The 19,224-nt window shown below is 55.4% G+C and carries 13 protein-coding genes; 7 read left to right on the forward strand and 6 right to left on the reverse strand.

What is annotated here, in order from left to right; genetic code table 11:
* Nucleotides 1–172: 172 nt before the first annotated feature.
* Nucleotides 173–1,075 (forward strand): SDR family NAD(P)-dependent oxidoreductase, encoded by a 903-nt coding sequence (locus ABC336_RS16405; protein ID WP_413239650.1) that lies wholly within the window; start codon nucleotides 173–175, stop codon nucleotides 1,073–1,075.
* Here the strand turns inward: ABC336_RS16405 and ABC336_RS16410 are convergent.
* The 4 genes from ABC336_RS16410 to ABC336_RS16425 all read right to left on the reverse strand — a co-directional run bounded on the left by ABC336_RS16410 (nucleotide 1,054) and on the right by ABC336_RS16425 (nucleotide 6,860).
* Nucleotides 1,054–3,267: a helix-turn-helix domain-containing protein gene (locus ABC336_RS16410; RefSeq protein ID WP_413239651.1), complete on the reverse strand. Its 2,214-nt coding sequence runs from the start codon at nucleotides 3,265–3,267 to the stop codon at nucleotides 1,054–1,056. The two genes, ABC336_RS16405 and ABC336_RS16410, sit on opposite strands and share 22 nt — an antisense overlap.
* A gap of 109 nt (nucleotides 3,268–3,376) precedes the next feature.
* Complete coding sequence (locus tag ABC336_RS16415; protein ID WP_413239652.1) at nucleotides 3,377–4,996, reverse strand: extracellular solute-binding protein; 1,620 nt, start codon at nucleotides 4,994–4,996, stop codon at nucleotides 3,377–3,379.
* A gap of 60 nt (nucleotides 4,997–5,056) precedes the next feature.
* A complete protein-coding gene (locus tag ABC336_RS16420) occupies nucleotides 5,057–5,938 on the reverse strand; it encodes a carbohydrate ABC transporter permease (protein WP_413239653.1) in 882 nt (293 codons plus the stop codon).
* 10 nt (nucleotides 5,939–5,948) lie between these two features.
* On the reverse strand, nucleotides 5,949–6,860 hold the full coding sequence (locus tag ABC336_RS16425; protein WP_413239654.1) for an ABC transporter permease: 912 nt from the start codon (nucleotides 6,858–6,860) through the stop codon (nucleotides 5,949–5,951).
* A 338-nt stretch (nucleotides 6,861–7,198) separates the two neighbouring features.
* On the opposite strand from ABC336_RS16425, the gene ABC336_RS16430 reads away from it, so the two are divergent.
* From ABC336_RS16430 to ABC336_RS16455, 6 genes are all read left to right on the forward strand, one after another.
* Nucleotides 7,199–9,172 carry a beta-L-arabinofuranosidase domain-containing protein gene (locus tag ABC336_RS16430; protein WP_413239655.1) on the forward strand — a complete coding sequence of 658 codons (1,974 nt, stop codon included), beginning with the start codon at nucleotides 7,199–7,201 and terminating at the stop codon, nucleotides 9,170–9,172.
* Nucleotides 9,165–10,583, forward strand: a complete 1,419-nt coding sequence (locus ABC336_RS16435) for a sulfatase family protein (RefSeq protein ID WP_413239656.1) — start codon at nucleotides 9,165–9,167, stop codon at nucleotides 10,581–10,583. The genes ABC336_RS16430 and ABC336_RS16435 overlap by 8 nt, the downstream gene beginning before the upstream one ends.
* Nucleotides 10,580–12,190, forward strand: coding sequence for an arylsulfatase (locus tag ABC336_RS16440; protein ID WP_413239657.1), 1,611 nt, complete (start codon nucleotides 10,580–10,582; stop codon nucleotides 12,188–12,190). The genes ABC336_RS16435 and ABC336_RS16440 overlap by 4 nt, the downstream gene beginning before the upstream one ends.
* Complete coding sequence (locus ABC336_RS16445) at nucleotides 12,183–13,802, forward strand: hypothetical protein (RefSeq protein WP_413239658.1); 1,620 nt, start codon at nucleotides 12,183–12,185, stop codon at nucleotides 13,800–13,802. Before ABC336_RS16440 ends, ABC336_RS16445 begins: the two co-directional genes overlap by 8 nt.
* 191 nt (nucleotides 13,803–13,993) lie before the next feature.
* Nucleotides 13,994–14,833: a DUF368 domain-containing protein gene (locus tag ABC336_RS16450; RefSeq protein WP_413239659.1), complete on the forward strand. Its 840-nt coding sequence runs from the start codon at nucleotides 13,994–13,996 to the stop codon at nucleotides 14,831–14,833.
* 126 nt (nucleotides 14,834–14,959) lie between these two features.
* Entirely contained in the window at nucleotides 14,960–16,249 is a 1,290-nt protein-coding gene (locus tag ABC336_RS16455; RefSeq protein WP_413239660.1) for an L-cysteine desulfidase family protein, read from the forward strand.
* A 240-nt stretch (nucleotides 16,250–16,489) separates the two neighbouring features.
* Here ABC336_RS16455 and ABC336_RS16460 read toward each other — a convergent pair whose 3' ends face one another.
* Both ABC336_RS16460 and ABC336_RS16465 read right to left on the reverse strand, forming a co-directional pair.
* Nucleotides 16,490–18,295, reverse strand: a complete 1,806-nt coding sequence (locus ABC336_RS16460; protein ID WP_413239661.1) for a cache domain-containing sensor histidine kinase — start codon at nucleotides 18,293–18,295, stop codon at nucleotides 16,490–16,492.
* Nucleotide 18,296: 1 nt separating this feature from the next.
* A complete protein-coding gene (locus ABC336_RS16465; protein WP_413239662.1) occupies nucleotides 18,297–19,145 on the reverse strand; it encodes a response regulator transcription factor in 849 nt (282 codons plus the stop codon).
* Nucleotides 19,146–19,224 lie beyond the last annotated feature (79 nt).

A 19,224-nucleotide genomic window follows, 5' to 3' on the forward strand; every position in this document is an offset into this window, starting at 1 on the left:
TCCTCCTCCGTAACCCTTCTAGTTCGTCTCATTTTATTCTTAGTATAAAGCTTGGAGCCAGCTCCAAGTCAAGAGGTGATCATCGCGCTTGACTTGGAGTCGGCTCCAAGTTATAAGCTGGTCGTAACGGCGGGAGCGAGATCCCGATCTGTCAACAATGGAGGGTACGATCATGCAGAAAGACAACTCGAATTATGTTGCACTTGTAACCGGAGCAAGCAGCGGGATCGGACTGGAGCTGACACGCAAATTGCTCTCGGAAGGCTGGCAGGTGGCGGCACTGATCCGCTCAGACTTCCCGGCGGATGATCCGCAACTGCAAGCGAGCAGGCAGCGCAGCCAGCTGCGGGTCTACAAGGCGGATGTCTCGGACTACGGCAGCTTGCGCAAGGGGCTGGAGCAGATCAAGGCCACGGAGGCTAAGCTCGATGTGCTGTTCAACAATGCCGGCGGCAGCTTTGAGAAGCTGCTGTTCTCGCCTCAGGGTCGAGAGCTGCACTATGAAGTACAGACGGTGGCGCCCTATATCATCACGATGGAGCTGGCTGAGCTGCTGGGGCAGGGTGAACTGAAGCGCATCGTCAATACGTCCTCCAACGCGTTTGACTTTGTGAAGCAGTTTGACCCGGCTGAGCTGGAACGTCCTAAAGTCTTCAAGAAGCTCACGGGGCCCTATGCGACCGCCAAGCTGGCGATGTCCCTGTGGGGCCGGGCGGTCGCGCCGCAGCTGGAGCAGGAGTACGGCATTCGCCTCCGGAGTGTCGATCCGGGCCCCAACAACACCCTGCGCAAGGGCAAGAGCTCGGGATTGCCTTTCTACGTGCGGCCACTCATGAAGCTCTTCTTCCCGCCCCCGACACGCGGCGCATCCTTTCTCTACGAAGGGGCGATGAGCACCAGTCCGGCCGGCAGCCTGCTGGCCAAGGGACAGGTCAAAGAGCTTCCCTTCCTGGCGCAAGGACGCGGTACTAGAGCAGGTAGATCGTATTTACCGCGAGCAATATTTGGTATTGTCCGGACTTGTCAGCGAAGCCTGACAGTCCGATCAGCCATTCATGACTTTGAACGGCAATAGGTTCGATACTCGATGGGGGTTAGTCGGACCGAGTGCTTGAACTTCCGAATGAAATTTGATACGTCCTTATACCCGATCCGTTCGACGATTTCTTTCACAGGCAGATCCGTCGTACGCAGCAGTTCTTTGGCCTTTTCGATACGCAGGCGGTTTACGTATTCCATAACGGTCTCTCCGGTCTCTTCTTTGAAGAGGCGGCTGACATAGGGTGCCGATAATCCTAGTTGCTCTGCTGCGCTCTGAAGACTGAAGTGATAGCTTTCGTAATGTTCGGCGATGTAATCGCGTATTCGGCCGATCGTAGAGCTAGGGAGGCTTGGGGGTGACTGGCCGGCAGCGAGACAAGCCGCATGGCAGACATCAGCCGTTGCACGGAGCAGTCGTTCGATGGAATGAAAGTTCGCGAATGACAGAATATCTGGATCCGAAACATCAGCAGGGCTGCTATTCGGCGCCCGTCGTTCACGCAGGTAAAGCAGCGCAGAGTTCATGGTCTCAAGACAGATCGACTTCGCCTGGAAAAGTGAGTGGCTCTTCTCTCGGATGCACAGCAAAAGATGATCGGCGGCTTCCATTGCTTCGTCCGCCGAGCCGCGTTCCAAGAGGTGCAGGAAGTGTTGAATCGCGTCCTTTGAGTTCCAGGAGATGCGAGACAAGGCTGGATCGAGTTCGTGGAAGTAGATAACGCAACCGCTGCCGTAGATGAATTGATGCTGCGCGGCGGTCGATGCCTCAAGATACGATTGGGTCACCGCTCTAAGCTCGGAGCAGCGCGTACCTACGCCAATCGTAATAGGGTTGCCGGACCGCGAAGACAGCCATTCCAGTAACGAGGCGAATTCTTTGACAGGAATTTCTTCTTGCCGTTGACTGGTCAAGATGAGCGTCAGGCCGGATTCGGTCATAAGGTCCAACACGTGCAGTCCGCGAAGGGCGAATGGGGCGTAGGCTTGTGAACGGTCGGCGGGGAGTTCCTCAGCGTTCGCGGATTGAACAACCGCGACTAACACATCATCGCCCTCGAGGTGCATTCCGGCCGCCTCCCCTTTGGCGTTGAATTGTTGTGCATCCGTAAACTTGCCTTGCAACAAGCTTAGAAGCAAGGAGTCGCGGATAAAAGGGGCGCTGGATTGAAGCTGCAAGTCTGCTGCACGTGCGGCAGACAATGCGGATTCGATACGGTGGAAGCCATTGCTGCCCTTGATGTGCCCCCATGTCTGCTCTACAGTGGCGATCAGACGGCGGATCGGGTTGTAATTGAATTGCATGCTGAGATAGATCATGAACCCTCCAACCAGCAAAATCAGAATCAGCGATGCTAGTGTGGAGTTCTTGATCTCAATAACGTCGAGGAGGAGCTCGCGCTCGGGTGTTAAGATAACGTAAGTGAATCCGCTATCCTTTGATCTGAGATAGGACAAATAGGTGGATCCGGAAGGCCGATTCCACTGGATCGTTCCCCGATCGGACTCCGCGGTCTGCAATTCCAAAGGGAAGAAGTAAGCGTCCTCCTCCCTTTGGAAGATCCCCGTCACGACCTTGCCGTTGGTATCGATGATGAAGACCTCATTGCCATCAAACTGCATCGCGGACTGTAAAATGTCCTTCAGGACATCTTCGCGAATCAAGAACAACGCGGTTCCTCTAGGGTTGTACGATTGAACCGGAATCGGCCGCAGATATGTAACATAAGATCCATTATTGACCGGTTCTGCCGCACGCAGCATCGGACGGTCCAAGGTGTGAAGCGTTTCTTCCAGCAGAGAGAGCGGCCACTCTTTGTAAGCGTATACTTTAGAGAACAAGTCAAGGGAATATGTACTCTCAGAGGAGTAGAAGAGTCTCTCGTGTCGGTCATAAAGCAGCACATCGTGCAGGAACGAGTTGGTCAAGTTGTAATTCATGGCATTGCGCGTCGAAAAGTAATAGAAATCGTCCCTGAACTGGGTCAATGAGATGAGGGGATTCCAGGATAGATCGGCTGCGATATTTGCCATTTCGAAAAATTTGGTATCGACCAGATCTCCAGCCTGGTTCAAGATCGACTCGTTGGCGAGTAGCGCTTGCTCCGTCACTGTGTCTACGACTTTGTTATAAACTAGCATACCGGTAATCAAGAGAGGAATGAACAGCATGATCGCATATGAGACAAGATACTGCACATAGATAGGTATTCGTACCGTCAGTGTCATTCCCGCTCCCCCTTTTGGGCCGTAACTGCGTTTTCCTGAAAAAGACAGGAATGCTTTCGATAATCGAAGGCATCCCCATCTTATGGATATTGCGCTGCTTGTAGTCTTATTACTTTACTTGGTATTTTCCATGAACCTCCAGATAGGTGCGGATACCCAGCTTCTCCAGTTGATCCAGGTGCTTCGCCCATTTCTCGTCGGTCGTGCCATTCATGACAAATTCCGCAAAGATCGTATCAATGTAGCCATTCGGATTGTTCAGGTCCGTGTCGACATGCTCAAGCGCTTCATAATCCTCTTCTTCGTATACGAGGATATTGTTGAGCGGTTCGAACTTGAGGAGCGGCTCCTTCAGCTGATAAGCGGCGAGCTCTTCGGCTTCGCGAGGCGAGATGAAAGTGCCGTCCGCGTAGTTGGAGGCCGGAATGATCTTCGGTGATTGGAAGCCCGGAGCCATCGTCCAAGCGAAGTCGTTCTCCGACATGCCCTGCGGCGGAGCGACAGCCTCGTACTTTCCGTTATCCAGTCGGATGAGCCCTTGCCCGAGAGGTCCTTTCAACAGCTCGAGACTTTTCTCAAAATCGAAGTGGGAGTCGATCCATTTCATTGTAATTTCAGGATGGCGATTCGAAGAGGTGATGACGAAGCCGCCCACGTTGATGCCCGGTGTCTGCTTCGTCCAGCCCCAATCGCCGTTTGGTCCCTTCAGACCGAGCAGCGGCACATACTGATCTCCGTCGGTGACATAGCTGTTGATCGGGTAGCTAAGCACGCCCAGTACCGCGGTTTCTCCCCTTAGCTTGGCCTCGTAGATCGGATTTGTCTGTGTGAACATCTCCTGATCGATAAGATCCTCGGCATACAGCTTGCCGATGTAATCGACATAATCCCTGTATTGGTCCTGTTGGGGGGCGAAATAGATCTGTCCGTCATTGATATACGTATGATCGTATGCAGGGTCCATGATGCCAAAGGACATCGCGAGCGAATTACCGCCTTTCCAGTGTGTCCGGTACATGAAGCTCATCGGGATTTCATCATCTTTGCCGTTTCCGTTGAGGTCCTTGCCTTTGAACGCCTGCAGCGCAGCATACAGCTCCTCAGTCGTCTCTGGGACGTCGAGACCTACCTGATCCAGCCAGTTCTTGTTAATCCACATCGTGTCTGGAGCCTGCTGGAAGGGGCGGTCTTGTATAGTCGGCAAGGAGTAGATATTTCCATCCGCATGTGTAATGGCTTCCTTATAGGCGGGGTTTTCGGCGAAAGCCTTTTGAATATTAGGGGCATACGCCGTTATCAGATCATTCAACGGGATGGCGATGCCTTGCTTGGCCCATGTGCTTAACATCGAACCAGTAATGCTCGAGCCGTAAACGGCATCCGGGTAGTCGCCGCTGGCGACCATCAGATTCAATCGCTCCAGTCGCGCCGTTTCGTCCGCAATCGACCATTCGATATGGACATTTGTTTCTTCCTCCAGCTGCTGGAACAATTCGTACTGGTTGTAATCGGTTACTTTATTCGCCACGGCCTTCAGCGCGAAGAACCTCAGCGTAAGCTTCTCTGCTAAGGGAAACTCGATGACGGGTGCATTAGAAGGGGATTCCTCAAGCCTCTCGCCGGGATCATGTGCAGACGTGTCCGTAGAAGGCGAGTTAGCGGTGCAGGCGGTCATGAAGAGCGCAGCCGCAAGCATCAGATACAGACTCATCGAGCCTCGATTTTTCATAGAAATCTCTCCCTTTGATTGTTGTATTATACCATGTCGGCTCTCGAAGAGCATAGCTTGCTATCCCTTGACGGAACCGATCATAACGCCCTGAACGAAGTATTTTTGCAAAAACGGATACAGGAGCAGCATCGGCAGACTGGCGACTACGATGACACCGTACTTTACCAGCTCCGCTCGCTTCTGCATCTCCTGCATGGAGCTGATGTCTGTCATCAATTGGTTCATCTCGTTCTGCACGAGGATACGTCTCAGGATGATTTGAAGGGGCTGCAAATGCTCGCTGGATAAGTAGACGAGCGCTTTGAAGTACGAATTCCACTGCGAGACTGCGTTGAACAGAATAATGACGGCGACAATCGGCAGAGAGAGCTGCAGTACGATTCGGAAGAAGAAGGTAAGATTGCTGCAGCCATCCATCATCGCCGCTTCCAGCAGCTCATCCGGTATGGTCGACTGGAAGAAGGTACGGACGATGATGAGCTGGAATACCTGAATGGCCCCCGGCACGACCATCGCCCAGACGCTGTTCAGCATGCCGAGTTCTTTGACCAGGAGGTAAGTCGGAATTAACCCGCCTTGGAAAAACATCGTAAACAGGATCAGCAGCATGATGGGTGTGCGCCCGACCAAATCCTTGCGGGATAAGGCGTACCCGCCGCATATCGTCATCGCCGTGCTGATCGCAGAGCCCAGTGCGGCATAAAGGAGTGAATTTTTGTACCCTGTCCAGATGGACTGGTCGTTGAAGATTGCCTGGTAGCCGGACCATGACCAATCCACGGGCCATAGCCATACACGGCCGGCGTTGATTGCTTCCGGATCGCTAACCGAAGAGATGAGAATAAAGTAGAGCGGATACATGACCACGCAGAGAATGAGAAAAAAGAAGGCAGAATTAATAGAGTCGAACAGTCGGTCCGCAGGCGTTTTTCGGTTCATGGTTATCCCCCTACCATAAAGAAGTTTGCTTCATCCGCCGGGCCAAGGAGTTCACCAGGACCAGGAGAAGAAAGTTGATAACGGAATTGAACAGGCCGATCGCGGAGGCGTAGCTGAAGTCCCCACCAGCGAGTCCTCGCTTGTATACATAGGTTTGAATAATCTCTGACGATGCGATATTCAACGGGTTTTGCAGCAAGTAGGCTTTCTCGAAGCCGAGCGTCATGAGGTTGCCGATGTTCAGAATGAACAGAATCATAACCGTGGGCATGATGCCTGGCAGATCAATGTGCCAGATTCTCCGGAATTTGTTCGCGCCATCCATAACAGCGGCCTCATGAAGCTCTGGGTTGATGGCCGTGAGGGCAGCGAGATAGATAATCATACCCCAGCCCATATTCTGCCAGACGCCAGACCAGACGAAGATCGACTTGAACCACGCAGCTTCCCCGAGAAAATAAATCGTGTTGCCTGTAAACATCGAGAGGATCCGATTAAGCAATCCAGTCTGAGGGGATAGGAAGAGATACATCATACCCGCCAAGACGACCGTTGAGATGAAGTGGGGTGCGTAAGTGACGGTCTGCACAATCCTCTTGTAACGACTGCTGATCAATTGATTGAGCAGGAGAGCCATCGCTACCGGGATCGGGAAGGTCAGCAACTCGTACAAGCTGAGAATCACCGTGTTCAGGAGAATATCCCAGAATTGATACGAATTGAAAAATCGAATGAAGTGCTCCCAGCCGACCCATTCGCTGCCGGCGAAGCCCTTGCTGGGATAGTAATTCTTAAATGCAATCTGCAAACCGTACATCGGCAAATACTCCATGACGATGAAGTAAGCGATTGTTGGAAGCAGGAGCAGATACAGCTGCCAGTTTCGCTTCATTTTCTTCCAAGTGGCAGTGGATACAGGCAATGAAGTTTCCCCCTTTCAATAAGTACTAAATCGGACGATTATATCGAGCTTTGATTCGCATATTACATTTTAAGCATATCCGGTCGGCCTCCCAACGATTTTGAAGTATGCGCTTACAGCAGTTGCATCCTCAATGTACAAACTCAATCTTGCCGCTGCAATATGTGAATCTGAGCGTCATGTGCGAATCTTAACCAAGGTTAAGATGAACAGCATCCTGCTGGGAATAACATATTGCCGCAGTGATCTCCGTTCGATACATTGAAGCGAGAATGGATGTAAGCGCATACCATAATCGCTTGCATGTCATACTTTATGGAGGTCAAGGAGGCGGTGCGATGATACGTGCGAAGGATGGCACGGTAAGGAACGCTGTGGAACCGGTTCCGCTGGGGGCATGGTCATTCGGCGGTTTTTTGGGCGAGAGGATCGACTCGATGTCTGAAGCGAGATTGCGGTCGGAGCGAGCGTGGCAAGAGATCTATCCGGAGACGGAAGAAGCGTTCCGGCTGCGGGAGGATGATCGCTCGCACCCGGGACGCGGGGTATGGAGAGGAGAATTCTGGGGCAAGTATGTGCTCTCGGCCATAGCCTGCTGCCGGTATTACGGAGATGACCAGTTGAAGACCCGGATCTCTCACGCGGTTGCCGGGCTGCTGGCGACGCAGGACGAGAGCGGGTATATAGGCACCTATTCGGATTCTGCCTTTGTAGGCGAGAGAACCTGGAATGTCTGGGGACGCAAATACACGTTGTGGGCGTTAATGGAAGCATGGGAGCTGATTGGCGAGGAGCGTATATTGCGGGCGGCTTGCCGGATGGCGGATCATCTGATCCGGGAGGTCGGACCGGGCGGGACGAGCATCGGGCGAACCGGGCAGTTCTACGGCATGCCGAGCACTTCCATCCTTAAGCCCCTGCTGCTGCTCTACCGGGCGACTAGCAAGACGCAGTATCTTACATTTGCTGAATACGTCGTAGACCAATGGAGTCGGCATCCGGAGGGCATCCCGGATCTGGTAAATAAAGGTGCAGGAGGGGCTCCGGTGCATACATGGTTTCCGCGTCCGGAGGAGTGGGCGAAGAGCTACGAGCTTGTCTCCTGTGTGGAGGGGCTGCTGGAGCTGTATCGGGTTTGCGGCAACGAGCTGTACTTCCAGGCCGCGCGCGGCATCTTTGACGCGATAGCAGCATGGGAGCGGTCCCCGGTCGGCAGCATCAGCTTCAACGACAAGTTCGTAGGCTCTCGTTTCTTGATTAACGCCGTAGCCGAGCTGTGCGATGTTGTCTATTGGAATCGTCTCGCGTTCGATTTATTTCTATTGACAAAGGGGACGCGATTTATCGACGAGCTCGAGTTGTCGCTCTATAACGCGATGCTCTGCGGCCTGAAGACGGACGGCTCCTGGGCATTGAGGAGGCTGCGGGTATCGCACCGACATATTCCGGCCCATCCTCATTTCCTCAAACACCACCAGTGCTGCGTCGACAATATGCCGCGGGGATTGTTCCAGGCGGCGGAGTCGGCGATGTACTTCGACGAGACAGGGATATGGGTGGCATTATACAACGAAGGGCACGGCCGCATCTCCTTGCCTTCAAGCCCGAACATCGAGCTCGCCATCCGGGGAGACTTCCTGGACGACGGAGTTGTCCGGATCGCGGTCGATCCTCAGGCTCCTGTCCGATTCGCCCTGCGCCTGCGAAGGCCGAGGTGGTCTCCGGATATGGAACTGCAAGTGAACGGTGCGTGGGTGCCATCGTCTTCTGAAGAGGGATGGATCGTCGTCGAGCGGGAATGGAGCAGCGGCGATATCGTCGTCATCCGATTCGATGTCTCCGTGCGAATCGAACGATTTGACTCCTCTCAATATACCGCCGACGATCCGCTAGTCGTCTGGCACAATAGCGTTTGGGCGTCGATGGGCTACATCGGCGAGGATGGCGTGGAGACCGGCTATGAGGCCGGGCTGCCGCTCTCTGTAGAGGACGCCTTGCCGCATCAGACTGCAGTGATGCTGTTCCGCGGCCCCGTAGCTTTGGCGCGGGATGCTCGGCTCGGCGGGCCGCCGCTGTCGCATCCTCTCCCCATCGACGGCCGAGGGGAGGGTGTGACGCTGCAGAGAGTGGAGGATACGGAGGGGATATGGAAAACATTCGAGCTAGAGGCCTCGTCGGGCGAGAAGATGCGGCTGTGCGACTTTGCATCTGCAGGGAATACGTGGAGCGACGATTCACGCTTCACAGCGTGGCATTTCATGCAAGAGTCGTCATGCGGAGAGGATGAGGCGGATGACGGCGAAGATGTCTAACGTTTTACTGATCATGGTAGATCAACAGCGATACGACTGCTTGGGATATAGTGGAGCCCGGCCGGTGCATACGCCGAACATTGATCGATTAGCTGGAGAAGGGGCGTGGTTTGATAATGCTTACACCCCCATCCCGCTTTGCTGCCCAGCGAGACAAGCGTTTCTTAATGGCAGGAGGCCCGAGGCGATCGGCGGGCTGTGGAATTACGGTATTACGCTGCCCGTGCCGGCGCTAGAGCCGACAGAGTATGCATGGCCGAGAGAACTGCAGGCTCGGGGTTATCGCATGGGCTATGTAGGGAAGTGGCATGTGCATCCAGAGCACGATCCGACCAGATACGGTTACGACGACTATGTGTCCGAACAGGATTATGCGGCTTTTCGCATGCGCCAGTATCCAGATGTCCGATATGAAAACGGTTGGCTGGGAGAAGCAGACCCGATCCCGTTGGAGGACGCGCGTACACACTGGCTGGCTGATCGGGCGATCGGATTGCTCGACAACTATGCGGGATCCAGTCAGCCCTGGCATCTGCGACTGGATCTGTCGGAGCCGCACTTGCCGTGCCGGCCAGCCGGCAAGTTCGCCGATATGTATCCGGCAGGGAAGATTCCGAGATGGGGCAGTTTCGATGAGCGTTTCGATCACAAGCCGTATATCCAAAAGCAGCAGTTGTACAACTGGGGCATAGAGCAGTATAGATGGGAAGATTGGGCGCCGATCGTAGCGAGATATTACGGTGCGGTCAGCCAGACGGATGATGCGATCGGGAAGGTGCTGGAGCGGCTGGAGCAGACGGGAGACGCTGAAAACACAATAGTCGTATATACTACGGATCATGGCGATCTATGCGGTGGTCATCGCATGATGGATAAGCACTATGTGATGTATGAGGATGTCGTGAAGGTGCCGCTGATCATCCGTTGGCCCGGTCGCATTGCCCAGGGTCTGCGGGTTAGTGAGTTCGTATATAATCTGCTGGACGTACCGCCTACGATACTGGAATGTCTCGGTGCGGAGGCGCCGCCCGGGAGTCATGGACGATCCTTGCTGCCGCTGCTCTCGAACGGGAGAGCGTCGAAGACGGCGGGGTGGCGACAGGAGATCGTGTCGACCTATAATGGACAGCAATTCGGCCTCTATTCGCAACGGATGATCCGAGACGAACGGTGGAAGTATGTCTGGAACCCGACGGACCTCGACGAACTGTACGACTTGCGGGAAGACCCGCATGAGCTGACGAATCAGATTTCGAATCATGAGCTCCGGCCAATCGTACGTCATATGCGCGAACGAATGTATGCTGTACTTCATCAGGACGGAGATGGCCTGGTGAACAGCAGCTGGATGCGGAACCAACTGCTCCAGGAGGATCGGAAGATTGACGGACGGGAAGGAGTCATCCGATGAAGAGACGGCCAAATGTCATATTGATTGTCAACGACGATATGGGATATTCCGACCTCGGGTGTTACGGCGGGGAGATCGACACACCGAATCTGGATCGGCTTGCAGCGAACGGCCTTCGGTTTACTAACTTTTACAACACCGCGCGTTGTTCCCCGAGCCGCGCCTCGCTGCTGACCGGACTGCACCCCCATCAGACGGGTATCGGCGTCTTGACCGAGGACGACGGGCCAGCGGGTTACCCGGGCAATCTGAACCACAACTGCCTGACGATGGCGGAAGTACTGAAGCAGAATGGCTACCGAACCTATATGAGCGGCAAATGGCACCTCGCTCATGACGTCCGGCGGGAGAAGCATACTTGGCCGTGTCAGCGGGGCTTCGATCGATTTTACGGTACTCTTGTGGGGGCTTCGAGCTATTACCGGCCGCTAACACTGACGCGGGACAACGACAATATAGATGGCGAGGCGTTGCCAGAGGATTTCTATTATACCGATGCGCTCACCGATGAAGCGGTTAGCTTCATCGAAGCGCATAGCGACGCATACGGGAGCGAAGTGCCGTTTTTTGAATACGTGGCTTATACTGCTCCACACTGGCCCCTGCATGCAAATGAGAAGGATATCGCTAAGTATCGCGGGCGATTCGACGCGGGATGGGATCGGCTGCGGCAGGAGCGTCTTGTACGCATGCGGCGCATCGGAATCATCAAGGACAACTGCATGCTAAGCGAACGGGACCCGGCGATGCCTCCGTGGGAATCGGTCAGGCACCGCGATTATCTTCTTCGCTGTATGGAAGTGTATGCCGCGCAGATCGAAGCGATGGATCGCGGGATCGGACGTATCGTGCAGACACTGGAGCGATCCGGGCAACTGGAGCATACGATCCTCTTGTTCCTCTCCGACAACGGGGGCTGTGCGGAGGTGATAACCGATCAAATACGTGAGACAGCCATGGCGAAGGGGATCGGCACGGCTTTGACTCGCTCGGGATCGCCGGTGCAATTCGGCAATGATCCCTCCGTGTGGCCAGGCGATGAATCGTCTTACCAAAGCTACGGAGTCGGCTGGGCGAACTTATCCAATACGCCATTTCGTATGTACAAGCACTGGATTCACGAGGGAGGCATCGCGACTCCGCTGATCGTGCATTGGCCGGCAGGAATCAGTGCGGGCGGCGAGCTCCGTCATACGCCGTGCCAATTGACGGACGTGCTGCCGACGGTGCTTGAGCTGACTGAGTCCAGCTATCCGGAGGACGTTCCGCATCGCTGCCCGCTTCCGCTGGAGGGGCGGGATCTGTCGCCGGTATTGGAGTGTGATGATGCGCTGGATCCCGTCCCCCTCTACTGGGAGCACGAAGGCAATGCAGGAATAAGAGAGGCAGAATGGAAGCTGGTGCGTAACTTTCCGGGCGATTGGGAGCTGTATAATCTAAACGAGGATCGAGCGGAATTGCGCGATTGCTTGGCAGAGCATCCGGACATCGTGGCTCGTCTAAGCGAACGATATGAGGCGTGGGCCTCCCGTTGCGGGGTTATACCAAGAGAGCGTATCGTCGCGGCCAAACAACGAACGCGTAAAGGAGCGAATATCAATGGGTAAAAAATCATGGATCTGTACGTTACTCTTCCTGTTTCTTGGCACGACTGTCGCGCATGCAACTCCAGGAATCTACGAAATATGGTATTCCGAGCAACCAACCGAGCTTCCTTATGTGCAAGGCGGCCAAGTCGTCCTTCAGTGGAGGGACATACACATTGACGATGACGAATATGACTGGACGCCGCTGGATGAACTGCTCTCGGAGCTGACGTATCCCGTCACGCTGCAGGTGAACGGAAACCGTAAGCCAGACTTCCTTTTCGAAAAAATTCCCTACAAGTCGAACTGGGGAGAAGTGCAGGTCCGGGATCCCGAGGGTATTTTAATGTATTGGCACCCGGATTATGTCCAGCACTACTCGGCGTTTCTCCTGGCGTTGGGCGACCATCTGGCGGAGTCTCCTTATCGGAGCAATATCCTGGGGGTTCGGCAGAACTATAACGCTGTGGGCACTGAAATCTTGAACGTGCCGGTGGAGCATCGGGACGCTTCAACCTGGACGGTGCCGACCGGCGCGACAAACGGACCGAATTGGACAGCGGCACGTCTGTACAATTATCAGAAGGTGATCCTGGACGCATTCATCGCAGCCTTTCAAGAAGGACGGACCGATCCCATCCGGCTATTCGTCCGGAACAATCTTCCCGACGTTGTCTTGGATGCGCAAGCGAACGGCAAACCCGCTGGCTATACGTATGCCGACTATTTCCGGGACGGTGTGCTGTCGCTATTCCACACGTCTAGCGATATCGAGCCCAGAACGGCCGCGATCGCGAACCGTTTTGACTTCTTTCATACATTTGTGAGGCCAGGCGATACGCAAGGCTTCGCGGAGTCACACTCGTCGGCCTGGGGCGATCACGGCCAGCAGCAGACCGTGTCCTGGGCGACGCCACCGCAGAAAAACTATTGGCGGTTGCTGGGGGATCTGCACATGGGCATTTCTTATCTGGCGGTATACTCGCCTGACCTGGAAGTTGCGGCGCAGGGTACGTACAAGGGGACGAATGTAGGCGGGAACTACAAGCAGGAATTCGACAAGGCGTTCCGATTTGCCGCTCGTTACGCAGGATTTCATGCTGATCCCGTGGCGTCCCCAGGGGCATGGATTGCCTTCCGATCAAGCGCGTTGGACTTGTCCCCTTCGACGTACCAAAGCCGGGTACAGGATTATTCGATGCATATGACGCTTCTCAATCCTGAAGACACGGCAGCGCTGGATGCACGCATCGACGGCGCTGACGTTCCTCTTGTGCCGAATCGGACGATCGAGGGGCAGCGGTCCATCGGACCGTTCCACCAGCGCTTCGGCGCCTGGGCCCGAGCGACGACCCCGCAGAAAGAGATGCTGCTGCGGCTGGATCCCGATTTCACGGTGAGCGTGAATGCAGCCGCAGCGCCCAGGATAGCGGTAACTTATTTAGACGAGGGATGCGGGACTTTCACAGCCCAGTTCGGGATGAGGAGCGAGACGGTCAAGCTCAAGAATACCGGCGGTTGGGTGACGAAATCGTGGACTGTAACATCAGACTTTGTGGAGGACGGAGCAGGCGCTCATATTCGTATTGCGGGCGATGCAACGTTGCATATGGTGGAGATCAGCAAGGAATGAACGGCAAGGGAAAGCCGTCTCACGGCGTCCGGTTCACGCTGAGTCCGGGCGACCATGCGGCGATAAAACACCATACTGGATGAACAAGCCCCCCTCCTATCCGCGCGCTAGGAATCTCTTAGACGTATATGGTACACTTAATTGCTAGAGAAGAGAAATCCTACTATGCGAGAGATAAGGAGCAGGAATTAATGGAGTGGAAAAATCTGTTGCGGGGATTCGCCATGGGTACGACGGATCTCATCCCCGGTGTAAGCGGCGGGACGCTGGCGGTTATACTCGGCATCTATTATCGGCTGCTGGAGGCGATCAGCGGTTTGTTCAGCAAGGATTGGAAACGTCACTGGGGCTTTGTTGTGCCGCTTGGCATCGGCATGCTTGCAGCAATCGTCTCCTTGAGCCGGTTGATCGAATATTTGCTGGAGCATCATTATGCGGCGACCCAGTTTTTCTTCATGGGCCTTATCCTCGGCGTATTGCCGATGCTGATCCGGCAGGCGGATGTCAGACGCAATTTCTCGGGCAAGCATGTGATCGTGTTGATAGCCGGACTGCTGCTGATGGCTTCGATGGCTTTCTTGTCCGGTGATAAGGATGCCGATCCGCAAACCACACTAACCTTGTGGTCGACCATCCGCCTCTTCTTCTCCGGGTGGCTTGCCAGTCTGGCGATGCTGCTGCCGGGTGTCAGCGGATCGTTCGTGCTGCTCTTGATCGGCGCCTATCCGACGGCGATTAATGCGCTGTCGACCTTCAACTTCCCGATTATCTTCGCCATCGGCTTCGGTGTGCTGGCGGGCTTCTTCTTCAGCAGCAAAGGCATCCGTTATCTGCTGGCCACTTACCCGCACATGACGTATGCCGTCATGATCGGACTCATCACAGGCTCGGTGTTCGTCATCTTCCCGGGCTTCGTCAGCGGCGCCGGCGCTTTTGTCGTCTGCCTGGCGACGTTCTTCGCGGGCCTGTTCATCGCCATGTACTTCGGCTCGGTGAGGCGAGAGCCGGCTAAGGCTCAGCCGCCAGTCTAGGATACGGCCGACTCGCCAAGCAGGTATTATTAACCCGTGAATACGAATCTCCCGCCGCCGAATCTGCTATAATAGAACGACATCAAGACCGCAGGGGCGGATTCAACAGGATGGGAGAGTGACGAGATGGACCCGCTGCTGAAGCTGTTACACAAAGAGGTGGCCCCGGCTGAGGGCTGTACGGAGCCGATCGCAGTCGCCTATGCGGTGTCGCTGGCGGCCGAGATCCTGGACGAGGAGATCGAACATGTGCGGCTCAGACTGAGCGGCAATATTATCAAAAATGCGCTGGGCGTCGGCATTCCCGGGACGGGACAGTCCGGCCTGCCGATCGCGGCTGCGCTTGGGGCCGTAGTGCGGCGCTCGAACCGCAAGCTGGAGGTCCTCTCCGGCGTGTCGCCGGAAGAGGTGCAGGCGGCCAATCGGCTGCTGGCGCAGAATGTACTCGAGGTGGAGCTCAAGGAGACGCCGGAAAAGCTGTATATCGAAGCGTACGTCAAGGGACGGACGGCGGACAGCCTGGTCGTCATCGAACGGGAGCATACCCGGGTGACGCAGCTGCTGCGGAACGGAACGTCGGTAGAACATGGACCGGAGAAAGCAGATTGCGATGCAGAGGCAGCCGATGACGGCGCACAGCATCTGTCGCTGGATGAGATCTATGCCTTTGTCACGGAGGCGCCTTTTGAAGACCTGCGATTCCTGCTCGAAGGCGCGGCCATGAACCGGGCGATCTCCGAGGAAGGGCTGCGCGGCGAGTATGGGCTGCAGGTCGGCCGGAAGATGGCCCAGCGCTCGGCTGTAAACCTGTTCGGCCAGGATGTAGCCACGGGCATCATGGCAGCTGCGGCGGCCGCCTCCGATGCGCGGATGGCTGGCAGCGCGATGCCGGTCATGACGACCGCCGGCAGCGGCAACCAGGGCATCGCTTGCACCCTGCCTGTGATCGCACTAGCGGACCGGATCGGTGCGGATGAGGAGCAGCTCGCCCGGGCTCTGGCGCTGAGCAATCTCGTGACCATACACATCAAGCAATACATCGGGCGTCTGTCGCCGCTCTGCGGATCCGGCATCGCAGGCGGCGTCGGCGCAAGCGGCGGCATCGTCTACCTGATGGGCGGGAGCCTGGACCAGATCAAGCGCGGGGTGCAGAGCACGATCGCTTCGCTCAGCGGCATGATCTGCGACGGCGCCAAGGCGACCTGTGCCCTCAAGATCTCTACCGGCACCAATGCCGCGATCCAGGCAGCTACTCTAGCGATGAACGACATCTCCCCGTCGCCGAGCGACGGCGTCATCTTCGACGAGGTAGAGGACACGATCCGCAACATGGAGCGGCTGGTGCAGGAGGGGCTCGCCGACACCGACTCGACGATCCTGGACATCATGCTGTCCAAGTCCGGCAAAGAAAAATAGCTTCCCCGTCTGGTAGGCGCGGGCGGCCCAAAAAACAAGGGGGTTGGCGCTTATCGCCAACCCCCTTCATAAGTAGCGGCTGCTGAGAGGGAAGTCTGTCTTCCCCGAAATATAAGAAAGTTTATGATTCTCCTATCTACTTGGCTTGTATTTCTCCGGAATTCTTGTTAAACATCTGCGTTCCTCCTAATTACGATGGATACATTCGTAAAGTAATTCGACGCAGACGACCATTTCACTTCAACATTTGTAAAAAAAATATTTTTCATCCACATAATTCTTGTTGGGAATCCGGAACCACACCACCGTGCCCCAGCGAGCTTTGCTCCAGATATGGATACCCTGGGTCAGTTCATAGGTCAGCTTAAGCCGCCGGTTCGTATTGGTCAGTCCGATGTGTTCCTCGGCTTCGCGGTCCTGGGCGAGCCGGGCCCGGATCTCCTCTAGCCGCTGAGGCGTTATGCCGATCCCGTTGTCGATAACCGCGATGCGGGTAGTGTTGTCCTCGATGTCGATCTTGACCTTGATGCACCCGCTGCCTTCCTTTTCCTTGATGCCGTGGTAGAGGCTGTTTTCGATGAGCGGCTGCAGCACGAGTTTGACCATGCTGTAGACCTTCGCCGCCTCCTCGTCATAATCCCAGATGACCTCAAACTTGTCCTGATAACGCATTTTTTGCAGCGCGATATAGCTGTGGGTAATGGCGATCTCCTGCTCGAGCGTGACGATTCGTCCCGGTATATCGAGCGAGTAGCGCAGCAGATCTGACAGATTTTCCAGCATCTGATTGGCCTCGTTGGGCCGGCGCGTCAGCCCCATCACTTTCCAGTTGATGGTCTCCAGCGTGTTGAACAGGAAGTGGGGGTTCATCTGCGATTGCAGCGCGAGCAGCTCGGCCGCCTGCAGTCGGTACTTCTTCTCCGAGAGCTGCACGCTTAAGTAATGATGCTCGATGAAGTTGCGCGTCATCGTCTGGATGATGTAATTGGTCTCGTCATCGGTGCTGCGCGGCGCGCTAGGGAGCTGTGGCAGCGGCAGTCCCTTCTCCGCCGATTTGATGATGGCGATCATGCGCCGGATATGGCGCAACGATCTGCCGGTCAGATAGTAAGTCAATGCCAATCCCAGCAGAAATGACAGGAGCACGACGTAGACGGTGAATTCACTAAGCCGGAAGGCTACCGGGTGCATCGCCTGCTCAGGCACCAGCGACACATAACGCCAGTCGTCGTAACGACCCGAGGCGAGCTGTGCGCCGGCATACAACGTATCTGATTGACGAAGCGCGAACGATGAGCCGCCCCCGGCGATGTCCCGCAGCTCGTCATCTGTCAGCTCGCCAAGCGGCCGGTTCTGGAACATCACCTCGCCGTCTTCATCCAGCACGAGCAGCAGCTGTCCGGGATACGTCTCGTACGAGCGCAGCAGCCGCTCGATATATTCGGTGTAGATGTTCAGTACGATGACACCAAACGGCTCTCGCAGCACGCTGGAATATAGCGGCTTGAAGATCGTTGTAACCGAGATCGGCTGCTCAAACGAATAGCGCTGAACTTGCCGTGCCTCAGTCCAGATGCCGGTCTCCGCCTCCTGATGGTCCAGGAAGCTGTCCAACCAGGTCATGTCGTAGAACTCCCGGAAATTGGTCAGCCCGGTACCGCTGGCAAGCAACTGGTCGTAGGGGTTGCGGACATACACATAGATGGATTCGATGTAGGGCCTGGCATTGGCCGGCGCATCGATGAAATTCTGGGTCGCCTGCACGAGCCGCTTGTTCTCCAACGTCACCTGCTGCGTGCGCAGGATGTCCTCCAGGCGGTAGAGCACCTCCACATGACCGAAATTCAGGCCAAGCGAGTCGATTTCATTGAAGATCAGCTCGATATTGCGATCCATTTGGCCAAACAGCTGCATCTGATTGCGGTTGATCTCGGCCTCGTTGTAGCGCTTCGTGACGACGATCGACAGCGTGCCCAGCACGATCGTGGGAATCAGGAGCGGGATCAGGAAAAGGGCCAGGTTTTTCATGAAAAATTTTTTGCGCATCCTAACCCCTTGTCCCGGCATAGTTATTGCGGTACTCGCGGGGGCTGATGCCGTGTACGCGTTTGAAGGTGCGGGTGAAGTTCTTGGCGTAGCTATAGCCGACCATCTCACTGACCTCATACGTCTTGTAGCGGATATCCTTCAGCAGCTCGGCGGCTCTGGCCATCTTGACGGCCGTCACATAATCGGAGAAATTCTCACCGGTCTTTTCCTTGTAGTACTTGCTTACATAATGAGGATTCATGTGGACGATGCTCGCTGCTTCTTCCAGTGTCGCTTTGGCATAGTTGTTCTCGACATAGCCCTGGATTGCAGCAATGACTTGCGCGTTGAAGCTGGTCGATTGGGCGGCCGCGGCAGGACTTGTGGTCTGTGTCAGCGCTTCGTCCAGTTCGAGCTTGAGGGAGGAGAAGACGTCGAACAGCTCACTATACTTGGTCGGCTTGACGATGTAGTGCTTGATGCCGTAAGCCATCGCTTGCTTCGCGTACTCAAAATCCTTATAGCCGCTCAAGAAGACGATCTTGATGCTGCTCCTGCGTTCGTGAAGCTGCTGCGCCACATCCAGCCCGGAGAGGATCGGCATGCGGATATCGCAGAGCACCACGTCGACTGTGCGCGTCTCCAGAAACTGCAGCGCTTCCCGGCCGTCGGCGCATTGGCCGACCAGCTCAAAGCCGACCTCATGCCAGGGGAAATACTGGGAGAGACCGCTGCGGATCTCTTGTTCGTCATCGACGAGCAGCAGGGTATACATGATGCGCACCTCCAGTTCGTTCTCTGCCACTGTTGCATTGCAATCGTTTTCACCAGCATAATCGATCCCCCGGGGTTTGTACAGGCGCCACATGTCTCCAATACTGCCAATAGGACTCCACTTTTGACATCCATGTCAAGTTCGGATACCTTTGTGCAAAAAGGATGAACAA

It is taken from the genome of Paenibacillus jepli (genome assembly GCF_047238105.1).
GTDB lineage: Bacteria > Bacillota > Bacilli > Paenibacillales > Paenibacillaceae > Paenibacillus_D.